Origin of the sequence: Aquabacterium sp. CECT 9606 (assembly GCF_918741295.1) — a bacterium.
Taxonomy (GTDB): Bacteria; Pseudomonadota; Gammaproteobacteria; order Burkholderiales; family Burkholderiaceae_C; genus Aquabacterium.
On record NZ_CAKKNB010000002.1, the window covers coordinates 446,547 to 468,327 of the forward strand.

The following is a 21,781-nucleotide window of genomic DNA, read 5'->3' on the forward strand; positions in this document are numbered from 1 at the left end:
CCACCTGCTGCTGAAAATCCGCCCATACTTCCCGGCCCGATCTTCCCGAAAAGGCCCATGAGATGGCGGACCAGTTCAGCAAGCATCGCTTTGAAAGCCTGGAGTGCCTGCGCGGCTACATGGCTTGGTGGGTCGTGATCACCCATGCATTGGGTTTCACCGGCCTGGAAGCACAACTGCCGCGTTTCACCGGCTTCCTGATGCGCGGTGACCGGGCTGTCCATGTGTTCATCATCCTCAGCGGTTTTGTGATCACCCACCTGGGCTTGTCCCGGCGCGAAGGCTATCCGCAATACCTGGTTCGAAGGGCGTTCCGGCTGCTGCCGATCTACTACGTGATGCTGGCCGTCGGCATCCTTCTCGCGGACCAGCAACTGGCCCTTCACGGAGCGCCCTGGGCCAAGCAGGCCGAGGTGTGGGTGCCCGGCTTTCAGGCGCAAGCGGACCACTTCTGGACGCACTTGCTCTTGCACGCTTCCTTGCTGCATGGGGCCGTGCCTGACACGTGGCTGCCTTACGCGGCGTGGACCTTCATTGGACCGGCCTGGAGCTTGAGTTTGGAGTGGCAGTTTTACCTGGTGGCGCCGTTCGTGGTCTGGTTGCTGTGCCGGTCCACGGCGGTGCGCCTGGTGACGTGTGTCTTGTTTGTGGCCGCGTGTGTGGGGTCACGGCACCTGCCGGTGTTCTGGCGTTTTCAATCCATGCTGCTGCTGGCGATGCCCTTGTTCCTGGTGGGTATGCTCACTCGCCTTCACTTGCCGCTGCTGTCCAAGGTGAACCCCTGGGTGATGTTGCTGGCCGGTGGTGGGGTGGGTGCATTGTTTGGCGCCAACTACGGGTGCGAAGCCTGGATCTGGACCTTCTTCGTGGTGGCCTTGACCTTTGAGGGCGCCGAGAGGAAGACGCTGCTGCAGACCTTGATGGCGCTGGTGGCCGGCAACCGTGTGTTCAAGACCTTGGGCAAGGCCTCTTACTCCAGCTACCTGGTGCACACACCCTTGATGTCACTGACCGTGTGGGTGGGGACCATGCTCGTGGGTGAAAGCAGCCAAGCCCTGACCATCATCTGTGTGGTGGTGGCGGTGGTGCTGGTGATCCCGGTGAGCCAATGGCTTTACCGTTGGATCGAGGTGCCCTTTGCCAAACGGGGCGCCCGCCTCGCCGACAACATCGGCCTGCGATCAGGCGGTGCGTTGGCCAAGACGGTGAGTTGACGCCGAAGGCGTCAACTCGGCTGGAAATTACTCGGTGTGGGCCTTGATGTGGGCCTTGTCTTCCTTGTAGATTTCCTTGGCTTCGTGCTTGGCGGCCTTGGCGTTGTCCTTGGCTTCGCGCTTGCAATCGCGAACGTCCTTGCTTTCCATGCCCGAGGTCTTGCAATCGGCGATCTCCAGGTCCTTGTTGACTTCGGCGATCTCCTTGCGGGCCTTGTACTCGGCCTTGCTTTCGGTCTTGAGGGCGCGCTTTTCCTGCTGCTGCGGAGTCGGTTCCGTGCGGCTGTTGGTGGGATCGACCGTGGGGTCGGCGGCCATGGCGGACAGGCTCAGAACGGCTGCGGTGCTGGCGATGAGGGCTTTGAGGCTGAATGAAGTCATGAGAGGGCTCTCCTTAGTGTTGTAGCCGGCGACGCCGGCCTGCCCCTTCTTTGGCAATCGCTGTGCCCGCTGCGCCTGAAGCCCATGTGTGGCGTCACCCCGACACACCTTTGCTCGTTCGCCTGCTGGCGTTGGCCGTGGCGGCTTACGCCCTCAGCCCCATTGATCTGATCCCTGATTTCATCCCGGTGCTGGGTTACCTGGATGACTTGCTCATTGTTCCAATCGGCTTGGTCATCGTGCTTCGTTTGCTGCCGCCTCATGTGCTTGCATCGTCCCGAGCGCAGGCGGCAGCCGCATTGAAGCGGCCGCGCAGCGTCATCGCCGCCGTGTTCGTTGTGGCCATCTGGCTGGCCTGCACGGGCGCCTTCGTCTATTGGTTGGCCCGTGCTTGACGCGACAGCTTGCGGAGTGGCATCAGGTGCGGGGCAGGCTCAGCGCCAGGAAGTGGTGAACCACAGGCTTGTCGGGGCCGATGTGAAAGCGGGTGACCTCGGCCTGCAGGTCGGCGCCGGCGTGCGAGGTGCGACGGTGCTGCCGAAGGTGCTCGGCCCAAGACTCGACCAGGAACCATTCCATGACCCGTTCCGGTTCGCTGCTGTGTTCGGTGATGCCCCAGGCATAAGCGCCATCGCGACGGCGTGCCAATGACAGGTGTTTGAGTGCCTTCAGGAAGTCGGCCTGGTCGGCCTTGCGGATGCGGTACTCCACCTGGATCATGACGGGGCCTCGGTCGTGCTCGATGGGCTCGGCCAGCAGGGGTTCGGGCCAGTGGTTGGAGGGTTGCAGATCGGCTTCGCCAGCGGGCAGTTTGACGCGATGCAAGACCAGGGCCGCGATGACCAGACCACTGGCACCGACCAGCAAGGTGATGGGCACACCGGCCTCTTGCGCGATGAGGCCCCAGCCAAAGCTGCCAGCGGCCATGGCACCGTTGAACACCATCAGGTAAACCGCCAGGCCGCGGCCACGCACCCAGTTGGGCAGCACCGATTGGGCCACGCCATTGAGCGTGGTGAGCGCGATGATCCAGCCTACACCCAGCACCGCCATCAACACCACGGCCAGCCATTGCGGTGGTGACGCGGCCAGGCAAGCCATGACCCCCGCCGCCACGACGGAGGCGGTGAGCACCAGGCCATCGGCATCCAGGCGCTGGCGCAGCCGGGGCAGCATCAGGGCGCCAGCAATGGCGCCTGCACCCACCGCGCCCAGCATCACGCCATAGAAGCTGGCGCTGCCGTGCAGCAGATGGCGGGCCACCAGCGGCAGCAAGGCCCACACGGCGCTGGCGAACAGGAAGAACACAGCGGTTCTCAACAGCACCACGTGGAGTTCAGTGCTAGCGCGGGTGTAACGCAGGCCCGCCCTGAACGCGCCAAAGAACTGCTCTGACAACGCATCGTCGCCACGCTGGGGTCGGCGCCACCAGATCAAGGCGCCCACCACGAAAAAGTAGCTGATCAGGTCGGCGCCATAGGCCATGCTGGCACCGAAGCTGGCCAGCAGCAAGCCACCTGCCGCCGGACCAATGGCGCGGGCGATGTTGATGCCCAGCGAGTTCAAGGCCACGGCATTCTTGAGGTCAGCGCGTGGCACCAGCTCGGGCACGATGGATTGCCAGGTGGGCCCCATCAGGGCTGCGCCGATGCCGCCCACGAAGGTCAGCGCCACCAGGTACTCCACGGTGAGCTGGCCGGTGTGGGTGAGCAACAGCAAGCTGCCACTGACCACCGCCAGCATGAGCTGGATGAAGATCAGGAAGCGGCGCTTGTCAAGGATGTCCGACAGCACCCCGGCGGGAATGGCGAGCAGGAAGATGGGCAGGGTGGCGGCGGTCTGGATCAGGGCCACGGCGGCCGGGCTGGGGGTCAGCTCGGTCACCATCCAGGAACTGGCCACATCGCGCATGAAGCTGCCGGTGTTGCCCAGCACGGTGGCGGCCCACAGCACCGCAAAGATGGGTTGACGCAAGGGCGCGAAGGCGCCAGGGATGGGCGGGTTGGAGGTGGTCATGGTGCAGGGGCCCAGGTGGCGGTGAGGTGCAGGTCGTGCCAGGCCACCAGCACGAGGCCGCCGACCAAACCCAGGTGTTCAAAGAAGGTGTTGGTGGCCCTGGCTCGCTGTGGGGAGGGCATGGCCCAGAAGCGGTTGGACAAGAAGGTGGCCGCCAGGGTGAAGCTGGCCAGCAGCAGGGCGCCCAACCAGCGGTGGTAGCCGGTGAGGATCAGGGCGGAGGCGCCCAGTTCCAGAGCGATGGTGGCCAGCGCGAAAGGTGCGGCGGGGGCCAGGCCAAACTGCCGCATCTCGCTCACGGCCGCGCCAAAGTCCATGGCTTTTTGCAAGCCGCCTTGCAGGTAGGCGGCGCACAGCGCCAGCAAGGCCAGCCAGTGGACCCAGGGCGTGTGCATCACCATCACACTGCCCAGCAGGCGCAGCCCAGCGCGCCCCAGAAACCTTTGAGGTCGGCGATGGGCAGCTGCCGGCTCCAGGCGGTGGCGTGGTCGTGGCCATGCACGCCGCAACGGGCATCGCAGGCGCAGGCCGCGGCGGCCTGGCGCTTGAGCGTGGCTTGCAAAGGCGCGCCTTCGTCACCCCAGCCGGCATAGCCGCCAAAGGTGCGCACGGGCGACCAATCGGGCATGGCGGGCGGTGGCGCGGCATCGTCGTGGGCCTTGAAGGGGCCGGCGCCGTAAACCACTTGGCCGTCCACCATCGTCAGCACCGAGGTGGTGTCGGCGATGTCGGATTCCGGGCAGGCGAAGAAGTCGCGGTCGGGCACGACCAGGTCGGCCAGTTGGCCCACTTCGATGCGGCCTTTTTTGCTCACCTCGTTGGAGAACCAGGTGACGTTCTCGGTCCACATGCGCAGGGCCGTTTCGCGGTCCAGGCAATTGCGCTGCGGGTAAAGCTGCAGGCCGCCCACAGTCTTGCCGGTGATCAGCCAGGCCAGCGACACCCAGGGGTTGTACGAGGCCACGCGGGTGGCGTCGGTGCCGGCCGAGACCTTGACGCCTTTCTCCAGCATGCGCGCCACAGGCGGCGTGGCTTGGGCGGCGCCCATGCCATAGCGTTCGACGAAGTACTCGCCCTGGTAGGCCATGCGGTGTTGCACCGCGATGCCGCCACCGAGGGCCGCGATGCGGTCGATGGAGTGTTCGGAGATGGTCTCGCAATGGTCGAAGAACCAGTTCAGGCCTTGCAAGGGGATGGTCTGGTTCACGCGCTCGAACACGTCCAGCGCGCGGCTGATGGTCTCGTCGTAAGTGGCGTGCATGCGCCAGGGCCAGCGGTTCTGCGCCAGCAGGCTGACCACCCCTTCAAGCTCGCCTTCCATCTCGGGCGCCATGTCGGGTCGGGGTTGGCGGAAGTCTTCAAAGTCAGCAGCCGAGAACACCAGCATCTCGCCCGCGCCGTTGTGCCGGAAGTAGTCGTCGCCTTGCTTGTATTGCGAGGTGGCCGTCCAGTTCAGGAAGTCATCTTTCTCTTGCTTGGGCTTTTGTGTGAAGAGGTTGTAGGCCAGGCGGATGGTCAGCTGCTTGGCATCGGCCAGCTTCTGGATCACCTCGTAGTCTTGCGGGTAGTTCTGAAAACCACCGCCGGCATCGATGGCGCCGGTGACGCCCAGGCGGTTGAGCTCGCGCATGAAGTGGCGCGTGGAGTTGAGCTGGTATTCCAGCGGCAGCTTGGGGCCCTTGGCCAGGGTGGCGTACAGGATGGCGGCATTGGGTTTGGCCAGCAGCAGGCCGGTGGGGTTGCCGGCCGAATCGCGCAGGATCTCGCCGCCCGGTGGCGCTTGGGTGGTCTTGTCGTAACCCACGGCGCGCAAGGCGGCGCCGTTGAGCAGTGCGCGGTCGTACAGGTGCAGGATGAACACCGGCGTGTCGGGTGCGACAGCGTTGAGCTCGTCGATGGTGGGCAGGCGCTTCTCGGCGAACTGGTGTTCGGTGAAGCCGCCCACCACGCGCACCCATTGCGGCGGGGGCGTGATGGCCACCTGGCGCTTGAGCATGCCCATCGCATCAGACAGGCTGCGCACGCCATCCCAGCGCAGCTCCAGGTTGAAGTTCAGGCCGCCACGGATGATGTGCAGGTGGTTGTCGATCAGGCCGGGCAGCACGCGCTGGCCCTGCAGATCGATCACCTTGGTGGCGGGGCCGGCCAGGGGCAGCACCTCATGATCTGGGCCGACGTGCGTGAAGCGGCCACCCTGGATGGCCACCGCGCTGGCACTGGGATTGGCGCGGTCCAGCGTGGTGAAGCGGCCGTGGTGCAGGATCAGGTCAGGGGCAGTGCTGCTGCGCATGGTGTTCAGCCTTCGTGTGCGCCAAACATGGTCTTGGCGTAGGTGATGCCCAAACCGTAGGCGCCGCCAAACTGTTTGGCGATGCCGGTGGTGAGCTCGTAGGTGTCGCCGCGGGCCCAGTCGCGCTGCAGCTCCAGCAAGTATTGCACCGAGGTGATGGGGCGCACACCGGCCTGGATCATGCGCTGCATGGCGCGTTCATGGGCTTCATCCGAGACATCGCCGCAGGCATCGGCGATCACGTAGACCTCGTAGCCTTGGTCCAGCGCCGACAACGTGGGGCCGACGATGCAGACCGATGTCCACAGACCGGCGAACACCAGGCGGTCTTTGCCGATGGCGTTGACCTGCTTGATCACGTTGGCGTCTTCCCAGGTGTTCATGGAGGTGCGGTCAAGCAGGGCCTGGCCCGGGAAGGCCGAGGTGACCTCATCGAACATGGGGCCCGAGAAGCTTTTCTCGGCCACGGTGGTCAGGATGGTGGGCACTTTGAAGCCAGCGGCGGCCCGCGAGACCAGGGCGGCGTTGTTGCGCAGGCTCACCGCGTCGATCGAGTGCGTGGCGAAGGCCATCTGCGACTGGAAGTCGATCAGGATCAGCGCGTGATCGTTGGGGGTGAGCAGCTTGGCGCCGGGCGTGGGGGTGGCGGTGATGGGCATGGTGGTTTCCTTGAAGTTCACAGGGTTGGCAACTCTTGGGGGCGCAGGTCGAAGACGAGCACCTCGGCCTGTTGGCCGCCTGACAAGCTCAGCACCTGCTCGCGGCGCAGCTTCACGCCGTCGCCTTCGTTCAGGCGCTGGCCATTGAGCTCGACGCTGCCGCGCGCCACGTGCACATAGGCATGGCGGTCGGGGCCCAGCTCCAGGGTGGCTTGCTCTGCGCCGTCGAACAGGCCTGCGTACACGCGGGCATCCTGGCGGATGGTGAGCGAGCCCTCGGCGCCATCGGGCGAGATGATCAACTGCAGGCGGCCCCGCTTGTCGGCGGCGCTGAAGCCCTTCTCCTGGTAGTTGGGTTGAACGCCCGTGACGTTGGGCACGATCCAGATCTGCAGGAAGTGCACGGGCTCGGTGGCCGAGTGGTTGAACTCGCTGTGGCGCACGCCGGTGCCTGCGCTCATCAACTGCACGTCACCGGGGTGGATGACCGACCCAGTGCCCAGCGAATCCTTGTGCTCAAGCGCGCCTTCCAGCACGTAGGAGAAGATCTCCATGTTGCTGTGGCCGTGGGTGCCAAAACCTTGCGCGGGCTGCACGCGGTCGTCGTTGATGACCAGCAGGTCCGAAAACCCCTGGTGCTGTGGGTCGCGGTAGCTGCCGAACGAGAAGGTGTGGTGCGAGTTGAGCCAGCCGTGGTTGGCGGCGCCGCGGTCGGTGGATTTGCGAAGTTCTTGCATGGTGGGCTCCTGGTTGGTGCGTCTTTCGACGGCATTCATGATCGTCTTCCTGGCCTGATGCACCCCGGCCGCTGTGCTTTTCATGGGGTGTGTCGTTGGCATGGATCCAGTGTCTGCGTTCTCAATGCCTGCCAGCTTGAAACTTTCGCGCCTCTATGATCGATAATTTCGATCATGCTGAAAATCACCCTGGAAGCCATCGAGGTTGTGGATGCCATTGCGCGCCACGGCTCATTCGCCGCCGCGGCCGAGCGCCTGCACAAGGTGCCCTCCACCATTTCCTACGCGGTCAGCAAGCTGGAAGAGCACCTGGGCCTCGCCTTGTTCGTGCGCAACGGCCCCCGCGTGAGCCTGACCCCGGCGGGCCAGGAGATGCTCAAGGAGGGGCGGTGGTTGCTCAGCGCGGCCGCAGACCTGGAATCGCGCCTGCGCCAGATCGCCACCGGCTTCGAGACCGAGGTGCGCCTGGTGCACGATTCGCTGATCCCCACCAGCGCCCTGGCCGACGACATCTGCGCGTTTGAAGACCTGCAGTGCGGCACGCGCCTGCGCATCGCCTGCGAGACCTTGACGGGCACCTGGGAGGCCTTGCGCGATGGCCGTGCCGATGTGATCGTGGCGGCGGGGGATGGGCCGGCGGGCGGTGGCTACAAGGCGGTCAGCGTGGGGTCGCTGGCCTTTGGTTTTTGCGTGGCGCCGACCCACCCGTTGGCTTTGCTGAAGCGGCCCGTGACACGAGACGACTTGCTGCTGCACACCGCCATCGTGGTGGGTGACAGCGCACGTTCGCTGTCAGAGCGCACCGTGGGCTTGCTGATGGGCCAAAAGCGCATCACGGTGCCTTCAATGGCGGCCAAGATCGCCTACCAGGTGGCGGGCATCGGGCATGGCTTCTTGCCTTTGGCGTGCGTGCAGGCGGAATTGGCGCGTGGCACCTTGGTGCAGCTGCCCTGCGATGAGCCCCGGCCGGACGAGACCTTCTGGCTCGCCTGGAAGCCGGGCCGCATGGGCGAGGCCTTGAAGTGGTGGGTCACGCGCCTGGAGCGGCCTTTGGTGCCGAACATCCTGCCCAAGTGAGGTCGATCGGATCGCCTTCCTTGACCGTGGTCAAGCGATGGTTATCCGCCTGGGTCTACTGTGCAAGTTCAACAGGCATCGCTGGAACGACCCATGGAGTTCAAGGACTATTACGCCACGCTTGGCCTGCAGAGCACCGCGACCCAGGATGAGATCAAGCGCGCCTACCGCAAGCTGGCGCGCAAGTTCCACCCGGATGTCAGCAAAGAGGCCGATGCCGAGGCGCGTTTCAAGGAGCTCGCCGAAGCCTATGAGGCCTTGAACGACCCCGAGCGACGCGCGGCCTACGATGAGGCACGCGCTCGTCCGCAACGGGCCCCGATGCCTGATTTCGGTGGAGGTGACCACGGCTTTGATCCGAGCGAGGGCATGAACCACAGTGATTTTTTCGAATCGCTGTTTGGCAAGTCGGTCCGTGGCGCGTCTTTCCAGCGCAGAGCGCGCGCCACCCCGCAGGACCACCATGCCAGGATCCTGATCGACCTGGAGGATGCCTACCATGGCGCACGCCGCAACATCTCCCTGCGCGTGCCGGTGGTGGATGCGCAAGGCCAGGTCACCCTGCAGGCGCGGCAGCTGGAGGTCAACATCCCCAAGGGCGTGCGCGAGGGGCAGCATCTGCGCTTGGCAGGCCAGGGCCTGGCGGGTGAGCCGGGCGGCCCGGCCGGGGACTTGTACCTGGAGGTGGGCTTCAAGCCCCATGCGCATTACCGGGTCGATGGCCGGGACTTGTACCTGGACCTGCCCATCGCGCCCTGGGAGGCGGCCCTGGGCGCCACGGCGACCGTGCCCACGCCAGGTGGCCCGGTGCAACTGACCGTGCCAGCGGGTTCGTCATCGGGTCGCAAGCTCAGGCTCAAGGGACGCGGCCTGCCGGGGGACCCGCCGGGCAACCTCTACGCGGTCGTGGGCATCACGGTGCCGCCTGCGGACACCCCAGCGTCCACCCAGGCCTATGAGGCCCTGGCCCGCACCTTTCCCCACTTCAACCCACGCAGTGTTCTGAAGGCTGGATGATGATGACGAGCAGCAGCAACCCCATCCCCGTGGTCACCGGTGTCATCGTGGAAGAGGACATCCACTTCACGCTGGAGGACTTGAGCCGAGCATGCGGAGCCGACCATGCTCAGCTGATCTTGCTGGTCGAAGAGGGCGTGTTGGAACCAGGCGGCAGTGGGCCGCAAGACTGGTTGTTCAGCGGCGCGTCCCTGCGACGCGCGCGCGCGGCACTGCGCATGAGCCGTGACCTGCAGTTGGGCGTGGAGGGCACGGCCCTGGTGTTGGACCTGTTGGACCAGATCGAAGATCTGCGCGCTCAGTTGCGCCGGCTGGGGGCTCAGAAGAACCTGTGACTGACGGTCAGCCAGGCGGTCGGGTTGCGCTGCGAGGTGTCGGACTGGGCATTGCCCCCTTGTGCACGCCAGGCGGCCGATGCATCGACGCGCCAGGCGCCCTGCTGGAAGCGCAGGCCCACGCCGTGGCCTGAGATGTGCCGTTCGTTGTTCCCCACCGTCCAGGGGCGCGCGTTCTGGGTCACCGAGCCGGCGTCATGGAAGACATAAGGGCCCCAAGCCCCGGCCGTGTAGCGCAACTCCAGCTGCCCTATCCACCCGCGGTTGCCATAACCTTCGCCGACGGGGTAGGCGCGCACGCCGCTGGGCCCGCCCAGACCAAAGCCTTCTGAGGAATCCAGGTTGCCGCGGGTCCATTGGGCGGACACGCGCGCGAACAGGCTCAAGCGTTTGGGCAAGGCTTGAAAACGCGCCAGATCGAGGTTGGCTTTGTCAAAGCGGCCATGCTGGCGGGCCGTGCTGGCATCGGCGATTCGCAGTGGGCCGGCCAGGCGCAACTGGCCTGGCGTCCAGCTCAGTGAGCCTTGCGTGATGCCGCCACCAACCAGGCCGTCGCGCCAGTCGAAGTCAAGCGCCATGGGCAAGCTCTGGCTGGACTTGTCGCTGCGCGTGCTGGTGGCCTCTTGCTGGTCGGCCAGTGTCTTGTACTGGTAGGTGGCGCTCACCGAGAGGTTGGCGCCTTGTGATCGCAACCAGGGGTAGCTCAGCCCCAGGGAGCTGACATCGGCCGTGCCATGGGCGCGCAGGGCTGAGAACTCCTGCCCCAGTTCATAGGTGGTGTGGGCGTGGCCCCACTGCCCGCGCAGGCCCGAGGCCCCCAAAGGCAGGCTGTAGCCCAGCTGGCCGAACCAAAGGCCTTGCGTCGTGACGAGGCTGCGCAAAATGGCTTGGTCGCCCAGGAGGAATGGGCTGTTGATGTCCAGGTCCAAGCGCGCGCGGGTCTGGCCCGTGTAGCGGTTGCCATGGTTGTCCAGGCCCAGTTCGGCGTTGTAGCGCTGGCCCCGTTGAATGGCCACGTCCAGGTCACCGGTGCCCAGCGTCTGGCCAGGGCGCAAGGTGGGGCTGGCCACGATGCCGGGCTGGTCATTCAGGATCAAGCTGGCGCGCTCGAGGGGAGCATTTTCGATCAAGGCGCCTGGTTTGAGCGGGGCCAGGAAGGCTTGCGCCTGGGCGGTCAGCCTGGCGTCGTCGCCCAGGGCCCGGACCTGGCCGTAACGGCCTTCCACCACGTCGATGCGCAGGGTTCCATCGTTCAGCGCCTGGGGCGGCAAAAAGGCCCGCGCGAAGGGATGACCGTGGCGACGGTAATGCTGGGTCACCGCCTCGACCAAGGCCCGCAACTGGGCCATGTCGAAGGGCTTGCCGGCCACATCACCCACCACCGCTTGCAGCGCGGCGTCGGTGAACACGGTGTTGCCCGAGAAGCGCACCGCCTGCAGCGTGACCTGCATGCCGCCTGGCAGGGTGGGCGCGGCGGCGGGCACATGGATGTCGACTCCGCGCGCTGGCTTGGGCGAAGGCGCGGTGGGCTGAAGCTGCTGCTGCAGCGTCTGCCCGGCGTCGGGGGCCTGCTGGGCCAAGGCGGGCAGTGCCGCGGCACACAGGGCTGTCAGGAGCAGGGGTGCGCGCTTCATCACTGGCCTTCCTGGGCGTTGCCCTTGTCACCCGCCAAGGCTGCATCGGCCTGTGGCGGCAGCTTGATGCCCCCGGCGATGACGGCCAGTTTGGCGGGGCTGGGTGGGGCGGCACTGGTGAAGTTCATAGGAATGCTGGCGGTGGGGGTGCCGGGTGTGGTGACCTGCAGCACCGCGGCCTGGACGGTGGCCACGGCGGCCTGTTGCTCGGGTGCCTGCATGAACAGGCGCTGCAGGATGGTCAGCGTGCCGTCGTGGGCCGTGATCAGGTAGTTGCCGTTGCTCAGGCTGGCTGCGCTGATGGCGTAGTTGCCTGCGTCTTCGCCAGGGGCGCGGCTCAAGCTGCCGCTGAGCACATCGCCATCCACCAAGGTGCCGGTGGTGATCTGGTAAGTCAAGGCGGGGTCGGCGCTGCCATAGGTCTTGCTTTGAGCGTCTGCCGTGACCGTGATGGGGCGCGGGTCGATGGTCACGGTGCCTGCCCCATAGCTGATGAGGTAGCCTTGTTGCCCGGAGTACAGCCCACCCGGCGTGATGGTGTAGGTGCCGGCGTCGGTGGCGCCTTGGTAGGTACCGTCATACACCGGGGTGCCCAGCAGCTTGCTCATGTCGGCGATCGCCGAGTAGCTCAAACCAGGGCTGGCGCTGTAGGCGGCGCCATCGTAGGTCTTGGTGGCGTTGCCCGCGCTGACCGTCAAGGCCGTCATGAACGTGCGCAACAGGGGCGCAGTGTGCCCTTCGTACATCACCCAGGCGCTGGGGAAATCCCAGTTGGCATTGTTGAAGTAGGCCTGCTGCTTGATCTGGGCCGTGGTCAGCCCCACGCTGCCATCCGCACTGGTGCTTTGGCCCGAGGTGGTCACGTCCCAGAAGTTGTTGTTGGCCGCGCTGCTGTCGGCGAAGCCGGTCAGTCCGCCCACGAAAACACCTGGGCTGCTCACGGCGCCGGTCGAGTAGCTGCTGGTAATCGAACCACCAAAGTGGCCCACCAGGCCGCCGACTTGTTCGCCGGTCGAGGTCACTGAGCCGGTGGCGTAGGTGTTGATGATGATGCTGTTGCTGTAACCGGTGAGGCCGCCCACATAGCCGGCGCCGGACACCGCGCCCGTGGCGTAGCTGTTGAGGAGGTGGCCGTTGTTCTGCCCGGTCAGCCCACCCACCAGGATGCCGGTGCCGGTGGCATTGCCGGTGGCGTAGCTGTTGGAGACGATGTACTCGTTGATGCCGGCCAGGCCACCGATGTTGTTGTCGCCTGACACATGGCCGGTGGCGTGGCTGGCGTCGATCGTGCCGCGGTTCAGGCCCACCAGGCCACCCGCCTGGTTGCCGGTGGATACCACCGTGCCCGAAGCATGGCTGTCGCGGATCTCGCCATTGGTGTTGTAGCCTACCAGCCCGCCGACTGCTTCCGCGCCCGTGACGTTGCCCGAGGCATGGCTGGACAAGAGGTTGTAGGCGAAGTCGTTGTGGCCGACCAGGCCGCCCACGTACACGCCGGTGCCGCTCACATTGCCCATGGCGTGGTTGCGGAAGGAGTTGGTGCCGCCATTGGTCCACCCCATCAAGCCGCCCACCATGCTGTTGCCGCTCACCGTGTTGGAGGCGTGGCTGTCGTCCACCCGCGTGGTGTTGTTGGCGCCCACCAGGCCGCCCACCTGGTCATGGCCCGTCACTTGGCCGCCCGTGGCGTAGCTGTTGTGCACCAGGCCCACCACGGCTTCGCCCAACAGCGCGCCCACCTGGTCGTTGCCGCTCACCTGGGCATTGGTCACACCCACGTTGCGAACCACCGCCCCAACCGCCTTGCCGATGAGACCCTGGTTGTTGGATGAAGGGTTGTTGATGGTGAGTTGATCAATGGTGTGGCCCAGGCCATCCAACTGCCCGGCGAAGGCGTTGGTGCCGTCGCCCACGGGCGTGAAGCCCAGCCCGCCATTCCAGGCCGCGGTGGCGCTTGCATCGATGTCGCTGCCCAGCGCGTAGAAGCCGCTCAGGTCGCCCTGCATGCCTTGCAGGGCGCTGGCGGTGTTGATGACGGTGTAGGCGTTGCCATTGATGGTGAGCAAACCTGTGCCAGCGCGACCCACGAAATCCACCCGGCCGGCAAAGCCATTGGCCTCGCCCGGTGCGAAGCCCACCTTCACGGCCCCGTTGCCGTCCCCACCATCGCCACCATTGGTGGTGCCGGTGTTCAGGCTCAGCGTGGAGGTGCCGCTGGCGGTCAACACCGCGTTCAGGTTGATGTCGCGCGCGGCGGTCAGGGTCAGGTCATGGGCCGACCAGCTCACCGCGTCGTTCACATGGATGTCGCCCTGGCCCGCGGTGCCGCCGCTGCTGCTCTCGATGACGATGTTGGTGCTGGCCAGAAAACTGGTCAGTTGCGCGCCGGTGATGTCGCCGCCGCTGGCCGCGATGGTGAAGTCTTGCGGGTCGATCAGCCAGGTGCCGGTGTGGCCGTGGCTGGCCAGGGTGCTGACCTGCAGATCAGGGGCCAAGGTGACATGGGCCGCGCTGGTTTCCACAAAGCCGCCATCGCCGCCCTGTGGGGCGCTGGCATCCAGCATGCCGCCCACAACGATGCGGTCGCTGTCCATGCCGCCCATCAGGTAGATCTGGCCTGTCTCGCCGCTGGCCAGTGTTTGCGCCTCGGTCACACCGGTGTGGTTGATCACGGTGGCGGCCAGGTCGCCAGCGGCTTTGGCGGTGAGGTAGACCAGGCCGCCATGGGCCTGGATGGCCCCGCCCTGGGTGATCAAGGCATTGAGCGCGCCTTGCGTCACCTGGATTTTCACGGGCCCACCCAGGTCCAGCGTGACCCGGCTGCCGGCGCCCATCAGGACCTGGCCTTGGCGGGCCACCAAGCTGCCGGTGTTGGTGATCCTGGCGGCGATCAAGGCGATGGTGCCGCCCTGTGCCGTCGTGATGCGACCCTGGTTGACGATGGCATTGCTGCTGATGCCGGCAAACTGGTAGCGCCCCGCCATGAAGTCGGCCGTGCTCAGGGTCAAGGTCGAGGCCACCAGCCCCCCCACATTCACCTGTGCCGTGGGCGTGAACAGCACGCCGTTGGGGTTGAGGATGAAGACCAGCCCGTTGGCCGTCAGTGCGCCCTGGATCACCGACACGTCGGCACCCAACACACGGTTCAGGGCCACGGCACTGGCAGACGGCTGAATGAAGTTGACCGCGTGCCCCTGGCCAATCGAGAAGCCCTGCCAGTCGGCCGACATCGCGGCGGAAGTCTGGGTGATGGTCAGGGTGGTGCCATCGGTGGCCATGCTGCCTGAGCCTGCGGTGATCTTTCCGCCGTTGGGCAGATCGTTGGCCGAGGTCACGGCACAGGTCAAAAGCGCGGCCGAGGCGAACAGGGTGGGCAATTTTCTATTCATCCCCCATGGTCGATCCCGGCGCTGGCGTCAGGTCCTTGGATAACCGCCTCCGAACGCGGTCACATCCGCGCACCCGCCCTGCTTTTCAAGAAAAATGCCACCCAGGCGCTTGGCTGTCTGTGCGCTGGCGCACACAGTGTGCTGAACGGCACAGGCCCCTGCGCGGCTCGGTGTGGACCCCTATACTGGCTCGTCAGGATTCAACGCTCTCAGCGAACCTTCCATCGACCATGGTTTGGCTGACGCATGCTGTGCCTTCAAGGTCGCCATGCAAGGCGCACCCTCAGGCCGACATCCCCTGGAGGACCGCATGACCCTGGCCGCCGATCCCCGACAGAACCGCTTGCTGGCGGCCTTGCCCGAGGCCGAGTGGGTGCGTTGGCTCCCACAATTGGAGCTGGTGGACATGCCGCTGGGCAAGGTGCTCTATGAGCCCGGCACTCGGCTGGGCCACGTCTACTTCCCCACCGACTCGATCGTGTCCTTGCTTTACGTCATGGAGGACGGCGGCTCTGCCGAGATCGCCATGGTCGGCTTCGAAGGCATCGTGGGCATCTCGCTGTTCATGGGCGGAGAATCCACGCCGAGCCGTGCCGTGGTGCAAAGCGCGGGCCACGCTTTCAGGCTCAAGGCGGGGATGATGATGCAGGAGTTCAACCGCGCGGGGCCCGTGTTGCACCTGCTGCTGCGTTACACGCAGGCCTTGATCACCCAGATGTCTCAAACGGCGGTGTGCAACCGCCACCATTCCCTGGACCAGCAGCTGTGCCGGTGGTTGCTGCTGAGCCTGGACCGATTGCCCTCCAGTGAAATCTTCATGACGCAGGAACTGATCGCCAACATGCTGGGTGTGCGGCGCGAGGGGGTGACGGAAGCGGCAGGCCGGCTCCAGAAAGCCGGCCTGATCAGCTACCAGCGAGGACGGATCTCCGTGCTGGACCGACCGGGCTTGGAGCAGCGCACCTGCGAATGCTACGCCGTGGTCAAGACAGAGTACGACCGACTGCTGCCCAGTACCGTGGCCACCTGACTCCCCCAATGTGCGCTGGCAGACAGACGCCAGCCAGGGGCCTCCCTAGGCTTGCCTGATACGACACCTCGTGTCGATCATTCAAACCGGGAATCGTCATGACCAAATTCACTTTATCTCGCCGTTCCCACGCCATCTTGAGCTTGGCCGTGTTGGGGCCGTGTGCCCTGTACTTGGGCGGATGCGCCAGCAAGCCCGGCCCCAAAGCCGAAATGGCGGTGGCCAACGCGGCGGTGCAGCGTGCCAGCACCACCGGCACCAGTGAAGATGCCGCCGTGCAACTGCAGGTGGCCACAGGCAAGCTGGCCAGCGCACGCCAGGCCATGGCCTCCAAAGATTTTGAACGGGCCAAGCAATTGGCCGAGCAGGCCCAGGTGGATGCCCAAGTGGCCGAACTGCACGCGCAGTCGGAACGCTCGCGCAAGGCCGCCCAAGAGTCCCAAGATGCCGCCCGCGTGCTGCGCGACGAGATCAACCGCAACACCGCCCGTTGAGGCGCCCCACTCAAAAAATACAGGAGATTTTCATGAACATCCGATTGATTGCCTTGACCGCCATCGCCGCCACCTTGACCGCCTGTGGCACCACCCGCGAGCCGAACACCGCGCTGGAGCAAGCCCGCCAGGGCGTCAACATGGCGCAGCGCGATGCCCAGGTCATGGCCCTGGCGCCTGATGAACTCAAGATGGCGCAAGACGCGCTGGCCGCCGCGGACCGAACCTGGGCCGAAGGCGGCACGCTCTCCGCGGTGGACCACCTGGCTTACATGACTGCCCAGCGCGTTGTCATTGCGCAAGAGACCGCGTCGCACAAAGCCTCTGACGCAGTGGTGGCGGGCGCGGCCAGTGAACGCGACAAAACACGCCTGGCGCTGCGCACCCAGGAGGCCGACCAGGCCCAGCAACAGCTGGCCCTGGCTCAACAAAGCAATGCCCAGAAGAACACCGACCTGGCACGCGGCCAGGCCAAGGTCAACAGCCTGGAGATGCAACTCAAAGACCTCAATGCCAAACAGACCGACCGCGGCCTGGTGGTGACCTTGGGTGATGTGCTGTTCGACACGGGCGCCTCCCGGCTTCGCCCCGAAAGTGCCGGCCACATCGCCAAGCTGGCGGCCGTGTTCAAGACCCCGCCGAAACGCCGGGCCTCGGTCGAAGGCTACACCGACAGCACGGGCTCGGGCGCGGCCAACCTGGCCTTGTCTCAACGGCGGGCCGACGCGGTGTTGTCGGCCTTGCTGGAGCTGGGCGTCTCACCCGACCTGTTGACCACGCGGGCGCATGGGCAGGAGCAGCCCGCCGCCAGCAATGGCACCGCGGCAGGACGGCAAATGAACCGCCGCGTAGAGATTGTGTTCGCTCAAGATGAACACGCCACGCACTGACTCGGACGTGGCCGGCGCGCTCAGCCTGGTGGCGCAGCTGCACCGGCAGACCGACCACATGCGCGCGGAACTGCGCCACCTGCGGCAAGACATGGCCCAAGTGCGGAGCGAGTTCAGCGAAACCCACGGCGCGCGCATGCTGGAGGCCAATGAGAACCTGGTGATGGCCGTGCTGCGCGCCGAAACCGTGGCCGAAACCGCGGTGAGCGACCTGGGCGAGCTGCAATGCGCGAGCCAGCGCGATGCCCTGCTGAGGTTGGCGATTGATTCGGCCAATATTGGCGAGTGGGAGATGGATCTGAGTACCGGTGCGATGATCCATTCGCTGCGGCATGACATGTGTTTCGGGCATGGCGAGCGGCAACTCGAGTGGAGTGTCGACATCTTTTTGAAGCACGTGCACCCGGAAGACCGCGATGAGGTGGCCCAGGGGTTGGCCCAGTCCACCCGACAGCTGAGCGATTGGCAGGCGGTTTGCCGCGTGGTGTGGCCCGATGCCAGCACCCACTGGGTCAGCATCCGGGGTGGGATCTTCAATGAAAGCGGGCACCCTGCGCGCCTGCTGGGCATCATCACCGACGTGACGCCCGCCAGGCAGGCCGAGGCCTCGCGACACAAGCTGGAAGGCCTGGAGCTTGAAAATCGCCAGATGCAGGAAGCCAGCAGGTTGAAGAGCCAATTCATCTCCAACATGTCGCATGAGTTGCGCCCGCCACCTCTTGCACCTCATCAACGATGTGCTGGACATGTCCAAGGTCGAATCTGGCAAATTCGAGTTTTTCCCCGAGCCGGCGAACCTCCAGCAGCTGGTGTCGGAGCTGGGCGATGTGATGCACACGTCCTTGCAGCGCAAATCCATTCAGCTCGCCATCAGGATCGACGCGGACGTGTCCAGCCTGGTCATCGATACCGCTCGTCTCAAGCAAGTGCTCTACAACTACCTGTCCAATGCCATCAAGTTCACGCCCTCAGGCGTTCAGGTGACCATCAGCGCCTGCGCGGAAGGGCCTGATCAATTCAGGTTGGAAGTCGAGGACACCGGCATCGGCATTGCGCCGGGCGACCTGCCTCGCCTGTTCGTGGATTTTCAGCAACTGGATGCTGGCTTCAGCAAGCTTCACCAAGGCACGGGCCTGGGGCTGGCCCTGACGCGCCGCTTGGTGGAGGCCCAGGGCGGCAGCGTGGGCGCGCGCAGCACTTTTGGGGTGGGCAGCGTGTTCCACGTGGTGCTCAACCGCGTGCACCAGGTCCAGCGGGGAGGCGCCGCATGAACTCACCACGCGTGCTGATCGTGGATGACAACGCGCTGAACCTGGAGCTGGCCCGTGTCGTGTTGCAGGCCGCAGGGGTGGCCGTGGACTGCGCGGTCGATGCCCACCAGGCTGTGGACCAGATCACTTCGTTTGAGCCAGACTTGATCCTGATGGACATCCAGATGCCTGGGATGGACGGCCTGGAGTTGATGCGCCGACTGAAGGCCGCGCCGCCAACGCAAGGCATCGTCGTGGTGGCCTTCACGGCCTACGCCATGAATGGCGACCAGGCCAAGATGCGCGAAGCGGGCTGTGATGGCTACATCGCCAAGCCCATTGACGTGGCCACCTTCACCGCCACCGTGCTGTCATTCCTTGACGCCCATCAGGGGATCCGACATGCCTGACCGCAGTACCGACCCAGGTCTTGTGACCGCCGCAGCGGCCCCCTCCCGGCAGCGCCTGGCTTTGAAAGTGCCGGAACAGGGCGTACCATCAACCACCCCGCGCGGGCGGGTCGTCACCGGACCCAACATGCCAAACGAGGCGCCAGGCACGAAAGCAATACTTGCGCAATTGGCTGCCAACGGTGCACATGCAGCGCAAGCGGCCAGCATTGCCGTGACCACCTGGTCCGCCATGGATGCGGCCTTGTCGCCCATCATCGGGCAACGTGGGTTTGCCGCGCTCTACAAGCGCAGCCTGCAGCTCACCCGGGTTGAATTTCCCTGCTTGGCCGCTGTTCAGGATGGTGTGCTGCAGTTGGCCGAGTTTTCAGTGCTGCATGCTGTGTTGGCCCAACAACCCAGTGCCACCGCCGCGGCTGCGAGCGCAGCCTTGTTGGAAAGCTTCCACGACCTCCTGACCACGCTCATTGGCCAATCCCTCACGGACCGGCTGCTCAGACCCGTCTGCGAAACAACTTCAAGCGGTCGCCCCGCACAGGACACCTCGCCATGAACACCCTCGGTAAAGCAACCATCACGCGCCTGCGCACTGGCGTGCAAGGATTGGACGAGGTGCTGGGCGGCGGTTTGCCCGAGTATTCGTTCAATGTGATCGCCGGCACGCCGGGCTGCGGCAAGACGACGCTGGCGCACCAGATGATGTTCGCCATGGCCACGCCAGAGCGGCCCGCCTTGTATTTCACGGTGCTGGGTGAGCCGCCCTTGAAGATGCTGCGCTACCAGCAGCAGTTTGATTTCTTTGACCTGGACAAGCTCAACCGCTCCATCCGCTTTGTCAACCTGGCTGACGACACCGCCACCGGCGACCTGGACAAGGTCTTGAACCGCATCGTGGCCGAAGTCGAGTCGCGCCAGCCAGGCCTGGTTTTCATCGACTCCTTCCGCTCGGTGGTGCTGGCCAGCCAGAGCCAAGGACATTCCTTCATCAGCCTGCAGCAGTTCATCCAGAACCTGGGCGTGCTGATGACGAGCTGGCAGGCCACCACCTTCCTGATCGGCGAGTACTTCACCGACAACGACCCCAACCCCATCTTCACCGTGGCCGATGGCCTGATCTGGTTGCGCCAAAGCGTGCAGCGCAACTCGGTGGTTCGCAAGATGGAAATCATGAAGATGCGTGGCCAGCCCACCCAGCCGGGCCTGCACACCTTCCGCATCAGCACAGCGGGCATCCATGTTTTTGCGCCACCGCAACTGGCCCAAGGCCAACACCCGGTGCCAGTGGCTGGCGACAGCCCGCGTTTGCGCACCGGCGTGCCCGTGCTCGACGAGATGATGGGAGGGGGCCTGCCCAAAGGCTACTCCCTGTTGGTGGCCGGGCCGTCCGGCTCTGGCAAGAGCATCCTGGCGATGGCCTTCCTGGCCGAGGGTGCCCGTCATGGCGAGACCGGCGTCATCGCGGCGTTCGAGCAGCGTCCCAACAAGTCGCGGGGCGGCCTGATGGCCGAGTTGATTGAAAGCGGCCGCGTTGGGGTGATCGACACCCGGGCCGCCGCCTTGTCGGTGGATGAGATCGCCTCCTTGCTCATCAACGAGATTCGCCGGCTCAAGGCCACGCGGGTGGTCATCGATTCGCTGTCGGGGTTTGAGCTGGCCCTGGCCCCCACCTTCCGCGAAGATTTTCGGGAATCGCTGTCGCGCATGGTGGCCGCCCTGGCCAGCACGGGGGTCACCGTCCTGATGACCTCGGAGCTGGAAGACCGGTACGCTGACCTGCGTTTCAGCCCCTATGGCACGGCCTTCCTGACCGATGCCATCGTGTTGCAGCGCTATGTGGAGGTGGACAGCCGCTTGCAGCGCGTGATGGCCGTGGTCAAGGTGCGCGGCAGTGCCCACTCCAATGAGCTGCGCTCGTTCACGATCGACGACGAGGGCATCCAGGTAGGCCACATGCTGCTGGGCCAGGAGGGCTTGCTGGGAGGTGCCCCGAGTCGCAGCCCGACGTTCCGTGAGGAGCCTACCGGCCCGAGCCATGCCTGATCTTCAGGAGGAACTCGGCCCTGCGATCGATCCGCGCTGGCGCGATCTTCGCGAAGCCAATGCCCAGCTGGTGATCGCGGCCCTGACAGCCCAGGAGCTGGAGGCCAAGGCCGAGCATGCCCACACTCAGCAGATCAGGTTCTTGGCGATGGTGGCCCATGAACTGCGCAACCCCCTCACGCCCATCAAAACGGTCTCTTTGCTGCTCAACCACGCGGGACTGGACCAGCTGCAGCTCACGCGTCTGCAAGGCATCATCGAGCGGCAGGTGACCCACATCTCGCGGCTCATTGACGATCTGCTGGACGGCTCCAGGGTCAGCGCGGGCAAGTTCCAGCTCAAGCGACAGGTCACTGAACTGGCCGATGTGCTGGAGGCCGCGGTGCAGATGTGCAAGCCGGCCATGGACAAAAGGCACCAGCGCCTGGTGGTGCACCTGCCTGTGGGGCCGGCCTGTGTCGAGGGGGATGCCGTGCGCCTGGCGCAGGTCTTCAGCAACCTTTTGGACAACGCTTCCAAGTACACCCCCGACGATGGAGAAATCCAGCTGATCCTGGAAAATCAGGGGTCCATGCAGATGGTCAAGGTGACGGACAACGGCATTGGCATCACTGCCTCGGCCCTGCCTTATATCTTTGACCTCTTCGTGCAGGACAGCACGGCGTCGGCCTACGCCCAGACCAGCCAGGGCCTGGGCATTGGCTTGGCGGTGGTGCGCGAGTTGGTGGAGGCCCATGGCGGCACGGTGGTGGCCACGAGTGCGGGGCGCAACCTGGGCAGCGCGTTTGTCGTGCTGTTGCCGAGCAGCCAGATATACTGAGTCACGACGGGTCCGTGTGATTCGTCCCTCATGTCGGATAGCGCATCTGCTGGCACCGATCCCTTGTCACCCATGCTGAAGCGGCCCTTCCCCTCCGA

General features: G+C 65.2%; 21 protein-coding genes and 1 pseudogene. 14 read left to right on the forward strand and 8 right to left on the reverse strand.

Features of this window, described 5'->3' with window-relative positions:
* Window positions 1-62: 62 nt before the first annotated feature.
* Complete coding sequence (locus LQ232_RS09740) at window positions 63-1,214, forward strand: acyltransferase (protein ID WP_230180124.1); 1,152 nt, start codon at window positions 63-65, stop codon at window positions 1,212-1,214.
* Between the two features lie 27 nt (window positions 1,215-1,241).
* Here the strand turns inward: LQ232_RS09740 and LQ232_RS09745 are convergent, their stop codons facing one another.
* Window positions 1,242-1,595 carry a hypothetical protein gene (locus LQ232_RS09745; protein ID WP_230180125.1) on the reverse strand — a complete coding sequence of 118 codons (354 nt, stop codon included), beginning with the start codon at window positions 1,593-1,595 and terminating at the stop codon, window positions 1,242-1,244.
* Window positions 1,596-1,681: 86 nt separating this feature from the next.
* Here LQ232_RS09745 and LQ232_RS09750 point away from each other — a divergent pair, with 86 nt between their 5' ends.
* Window positions 1,682-1,990, forward strand: a complete 309-nt coding sequence (locus LQ232_RS09750; RefSeq protein WP_230180126.1) for a YkvA family protein — start codon at window positions 1,682-1,684, stop codon at window positions 1,988-1,990.
* Window positions 1,991-2,012: 22 nt separating this feature from the next.
* Here the strand turns inward: LQ232_RS09750 and LQ232_RS09755 are convergent, their stop codons facing one another.
* From LQ232_RS09755 to LQ232_RS09775, 5 genes are read right to left on the reverse strand one after another with little or no spacing between them, the layout of a single operon-like run.
* Window positions 2,013-3,611 (reverse strand): MFS transporter, encoded by a 1,599-nt coding sequence (locus LQ232_RS09755; protein WP_230180127.1) that lies wholly within the window; start codon window positions 3,609-3,611, stop codon window positions 2,013-2,015.
* The gene (locus LQ232_RS09760; RefSeq protein WP_230180128.1) at window positions 3,608-4,006 is read right to left on the reverse strand and encodes a DoxX family protein; all 399 of its coding nucleotides are present in this window, start codon (window positions 4,004-4,006) and stop codon (window positions 3,608-3,610) included. Before LQ232_RS09760 ends, LQ232_RS09755 begins: the two co-directional genes overlap by 4 nt.
* 5 nt (window positions 4,007-4,011) lie before the next feature.
* The gene (locus LQ232_RS09765) at window positions 4,012-5,901 is read right to left on the reverse strand and encodes an amidohydrolase (protein WP_230180129.1); all 1,890 of its coding nucleotides are present in this window, start codon (window positions 5,899-5,901) and stop codon (window positions 4,012-4,014) included.
* Between the two features lie 5 nt (window positions 5,902-5,906).
* Window positions 5,907-6,560 (reverse strand): hydrolase, encoded by a 654-nt coding sequence (locus LQ232_RS09770; protein ID WP_230180130.1) that lies wholly within the window; start codon window positions 6,558-6,560, stop codon window positions 5,907-5,909.
* 17 nt (window positions 6,561-6,577) lie between these two features.
* Window positions 6,578-7,297, reverse strand: coding sequence for a pirin family protein (locus tag LQ232_RS09775; protein WP_230180702.1), 720 nt, complete (start codon window positions 7,295-7,297; stop codon window positions 6,578-6,580).
* A gap of 174 nt (window positions 7,298-7,471) precedes the next feature.
* Here LQ232_RS09775 and LQ232_RS09780 point away from each other — a divergent pair, with 174 nt between their 5' ends.
* The 3 genes from LQ232_RS09780 (at window position 7,472) to LQ232_RS09790 (ending at window position 9,726) form a co-directional block, all read left to right on the forward strand.
* Window positions 7,472-8,374: a LysR family transcriptional regulator gene (locus tag LQ232_RS09780; protein ID WP_230180131.1), complete on the forward strand. Its 903-nt coding sequence runs from the start codon at window positions 7,472-7,474 to the stop codon at window positions 8,372-8,374.
* A 93-nt stretch (window positions 8,375-8,467) separates the two neighbouring features.
* Window positions 8,468-9,391, forward strand: a complete 924-nt coding sequence (locus tag LQ232_RS09785; protein WP_230180132.1) for a DnaJ C-terminal domain-containing protein — start codon at window positions 8,468-8,470, stop codon at window positions 9,389-9,391.
* Window positions 9,388-9,726 carry a chaperone modulator CbpM gene (locus LQ232_RS09790; RefSeq protein ID WP_230180133.1) on the forward strand — a complete coding sequence of 113 codons (339 nt, stop codon included), beginning with the start codon at window positions 9,388-9,390 and terminating at the stop codon, window positions 9,724-9,726. The genes LQ232_RS09785 and LQ232_RS09790 overlap by 4 nt, the downstream gene beginning before the upstream one ends.
* On the opposite strand, the gene LQ232_RS09795 is transcribed toward LQ232_RS09790, so the two are convergent.
* Together LQ232_RS09795 and LQ232_RS09800 are read right to left on the reverse strand one after the other, a co-directional pair.
* Window positions 9,711-11,360, reverse strand: a complete 1,650-nt coding sequence (locus LQ232_RS09795) for a ShlB/FhaC/HecB family hemolysin secretion/activation protein (protein ID WP_230180134.1) — start codon at window positions 11,358-11,360, stop codon at window positions 9,711-9,713. The two genes, LQ232_RS09790 and LQ232_RS09795, sit on opposite strands and share 16 nt — an antisense overlap.
* Window positions 11,360-14,749, reverse strand: a complete 3,390-nt coding sequence (locus LQ232_RS09800) for a GLUG motif-containing protein (RefSeq protein WP_230180135.1) — start codon at window positions 14,747-14,749, stop codon at window positions 11,360-11,362. The genes LQ232_RS09795 and LQ232_RS09800 overlap by 1 nt, the downstream gene beginning before the upstream one ends.
* 310 nt (window positions 14,750-15,059) lie before the next feature.
* On the opposite strand from LQ232_RS09800, the gene LQ232_RS09805 reads away from it, so the two are divergent.
* From LQ232_RS09805 to LQ232_RS09840, 9 genes and pseudogenes are all read left to right on the forward strand, one after another.
* A complete protein-coding gene (locus tag LQ232_RS09805) occupies window positions 15,060-15,779 on the forward strand; it encodes a Crp/Fnr family transcriptional regulator (RefSeq protein WP_230180703.1) in 720 nt (239 codons plus the stop codon).
* 98 nt (window positions 15,780-15,877) lie between these two features.
* A complete protein-coding gene (locus LQ232_RS09810; RefSeq protein WP_230180136.1) occupies window positions 15,878-16,273 on the forward strand; it encodes a DUF4398 domain-containing protein in 396 nt (131 codons plus the stop codon).
* A gap of 32 nt (window positions 16,274-16,305) precedes the next feature.
* Entirely contained in the window at window positions 16,306-17,163 is an 858-nt protein-coding gene (locus tag LQ232_RS09815; RefSeq protein WP_230180137.1) for an OmpA family protein, read from the forward strand.
* 337 nt (window positions 17,164-17,500) lie between these two features.
* Window positions 17,501-17,725 (forward strand): annotated as a pseudogene (locus LQ232_RS23645) (PAS domain-containing protein); the annotation flags it as partial.
* Between the two features lie 136 nt (window positions 17,726-17,861).
* Entirely contained in the window at window positions 17,862-18,434 is a 573-nt protein-coding gene (locus tag LQ232_RS09820) for a HAMP domain-containing sensor histidine kinase (protein WP_230180138.1), read from the forward strand.
* A complete protein-coding gene (locus LQ232_RS09825) occupies window positions 18,431-18,823 on the forward strand; it encodes a response regulator (RefSeq protein ID WP_230180139.1) in 393 nt (130 codons plus the stop codon). The genes LQ232_RS09820 and LQ232_RS09825 overlap by 4 nt, the downstream gene beginning before the upstream one ends.
* On the forward strand, window positions 18,816-19,376 hold the full coding sequence (locus LQ232_RS09830; protein WP_230180140.1) for a hypothetical protein: 561 nt from the start codon (window positions 18,816-18,818) through the stop codon (window positions 19,374-19,376). The genes LQ232_RS09825 and LQ232_RS09830 overlap by 8 nt, the downstream gene beginning before the upstream one ends.
* Window positions 19,373-20,863: an ATPase domain-containing protein gene (locus LQ232_RS09835; RefSeq protein ID WP_230180141.1), complete on the forward strand. Its 1,491-nt coding sequence runs from the start codon at window positions 19,373-19,375 to the stop codon at window positions 20,861-20,863. Before LQ232_RS09830 ends, LQ232_RS09835 begins: the two co-directional genes overlap by 4 nt.
* Entirely contained in the window at window positions 20,856-21,683 is an 828-nt protein-coding gene (locus LQ232_RS09840) for a sensor histidine kinase KdpD (protein ID WP_230180142.1), read from the forward strand. Before LQ232_RS09835 ends, LQ232_RS09840 begins: the two co-directional genes overlap by 8 nt.
* The last annotated feature ends 98 nt before the right edge of the window (window positions 21,684-21,781 follow it).

Bases quoted from the DNA above. Each gene is read 5' to 3' on its own strand.
- LQ232_RS09740 (WP_230180124.1), top strand. From the start codon at position 63: ATGGCGGACCAGTTCAGCAAGCATCGCTTTGAAAGCCTGGAGTGCCTG.
- LQ232_RS09745 (WP_230180125.1), bottom strand. From the start codon at position 1,595: ATGACTTCATTCAGCCTCAAAGCCCTCATCGCCAGCACCGCAGCCGTT.
- LQ232_RS09755 (WP_230180127.1), bottom strand. From the start codon at position 3,611: ATGACCACCTCCAACCCGCCCATCCCTGGCGCCTTCGCGCCCTTGCGT.
- LQ232_RS09760 (WP_230180128.1), bottom strand. From the start codon at position 4,006: ATGCACACGCCCTGGGTCCACTGGCTGGCCTTGCTGGCGCTGTGCGCC.
- LQ232_RS09765 (WP_230180129.1), bottom strand. From the start codon at position 5,901: ATGCGCAGCAGCACTGCCCCTGACCTGATCCTGCACCACGGCCGCTTC.
- LQ232_RS09770 (WP_230180130.1), bottom strand. From the start codon at position 6,560: ATGCCCATCACCGCCACCCCCACGCCCGGCGCCAAGCTGCTCACCCCC.
- LQ232_RS09775 (WP_230180702.1), bottom strand. From the start codon at position 7,297: ATGCAAGAACTTCGCAAATCCACCGACCGCGGCGCCGCCAACCACGGC.
- LQ232_RS09780 (WP_230180131.1), top strand. From the start codon at position 7,472: ATGCTGAAAATCACCCTGGAAGCCATCGAGGTTGTGGATGCCATTGCG.
- LQ232_RS09785 (WP_230180132.1), top strand. From the start codon at position 8,468: ATGGAGTTCAAGGACTATTACGCCACGCTTGGCCTGCAGAGCACCGCG.
- LQ232_RS09790 (WP_230180133.1), top strand. From the start codon at position 9,388: ATGATGATGACGAGCAGCAGCAACCCCATCCCCGTGGTCACCGGTGTC.
- LQ232_RS09795 (WP_230180134.1), bottom strand. From the start codon at position 11,360: ATGAAGCGCGCACCCCTGCTCCTGACAGCCCTGTGTGCCGCGGCACTG.
- LQ232_RS09800 (WP_230180135.1), bottom strand. From the start codon at position 14,749: ATGAATAGAAAATTGCCCACCCTGTTCGCCTCGGCCGCGCTTTTGACC.
- LQ232_RS09805 (WP_230180703.1), top strand. From the start codon at position 15,060: ATGACCCTGGCCGCCGATCCCCGACAGAACCGCTTGCTGGCGGCCTTG.
- LQ232_RS09810 (WP_230180136.1), top strand. From the start codon at position 15,878: ATGACCAAATTCACTTTATCTCGCCGTTCCCACGCCATCTTGAGCTTG.
- LQ232_RS09815 (WP_230180137.1), top strand. From the start codon at position 16,306: ATGAACATCCGATTGATTGCCTTGACCGCCATCGCCGCCACCTTGACC.
- LQ232_RS09820 (WP_230180138.1), top strand. From the start codon at position 17,862: ATGAGTTGCGCCCGCCACCTCTTGCACCTCATCAACGATGTGCTGGAC.
- LQ232_RS09825 (WP_230180139.1), top strand. From the start codon at position 18,431: ATGAACTCACCACGCGTGCTGATCGTGGATGACAACGCGCTGAACCTG.
- LQ232_RS09830 (WP_230180140.1), top strand. From the start codon at position 18,816: ATGCCTGACCGCAGTACCGACCCAGGTCTTGTGACCGCCGCAGCGGCC.
- LQ232_RS09835 (WP_230180141.1), top strand. From the start codon at position 19,373: ATGAACACCCTCGGTAAAGCAACCATCACGCGCCTGCGCACTGGCGTG.
- LQ232_RS09840 (WP_230180142.1), top strand. From the start codon at position 20,856: ATGCCTGATCTTCAGGAGGAACTCGGCCCTGCGATCGATCCGCGCTGG.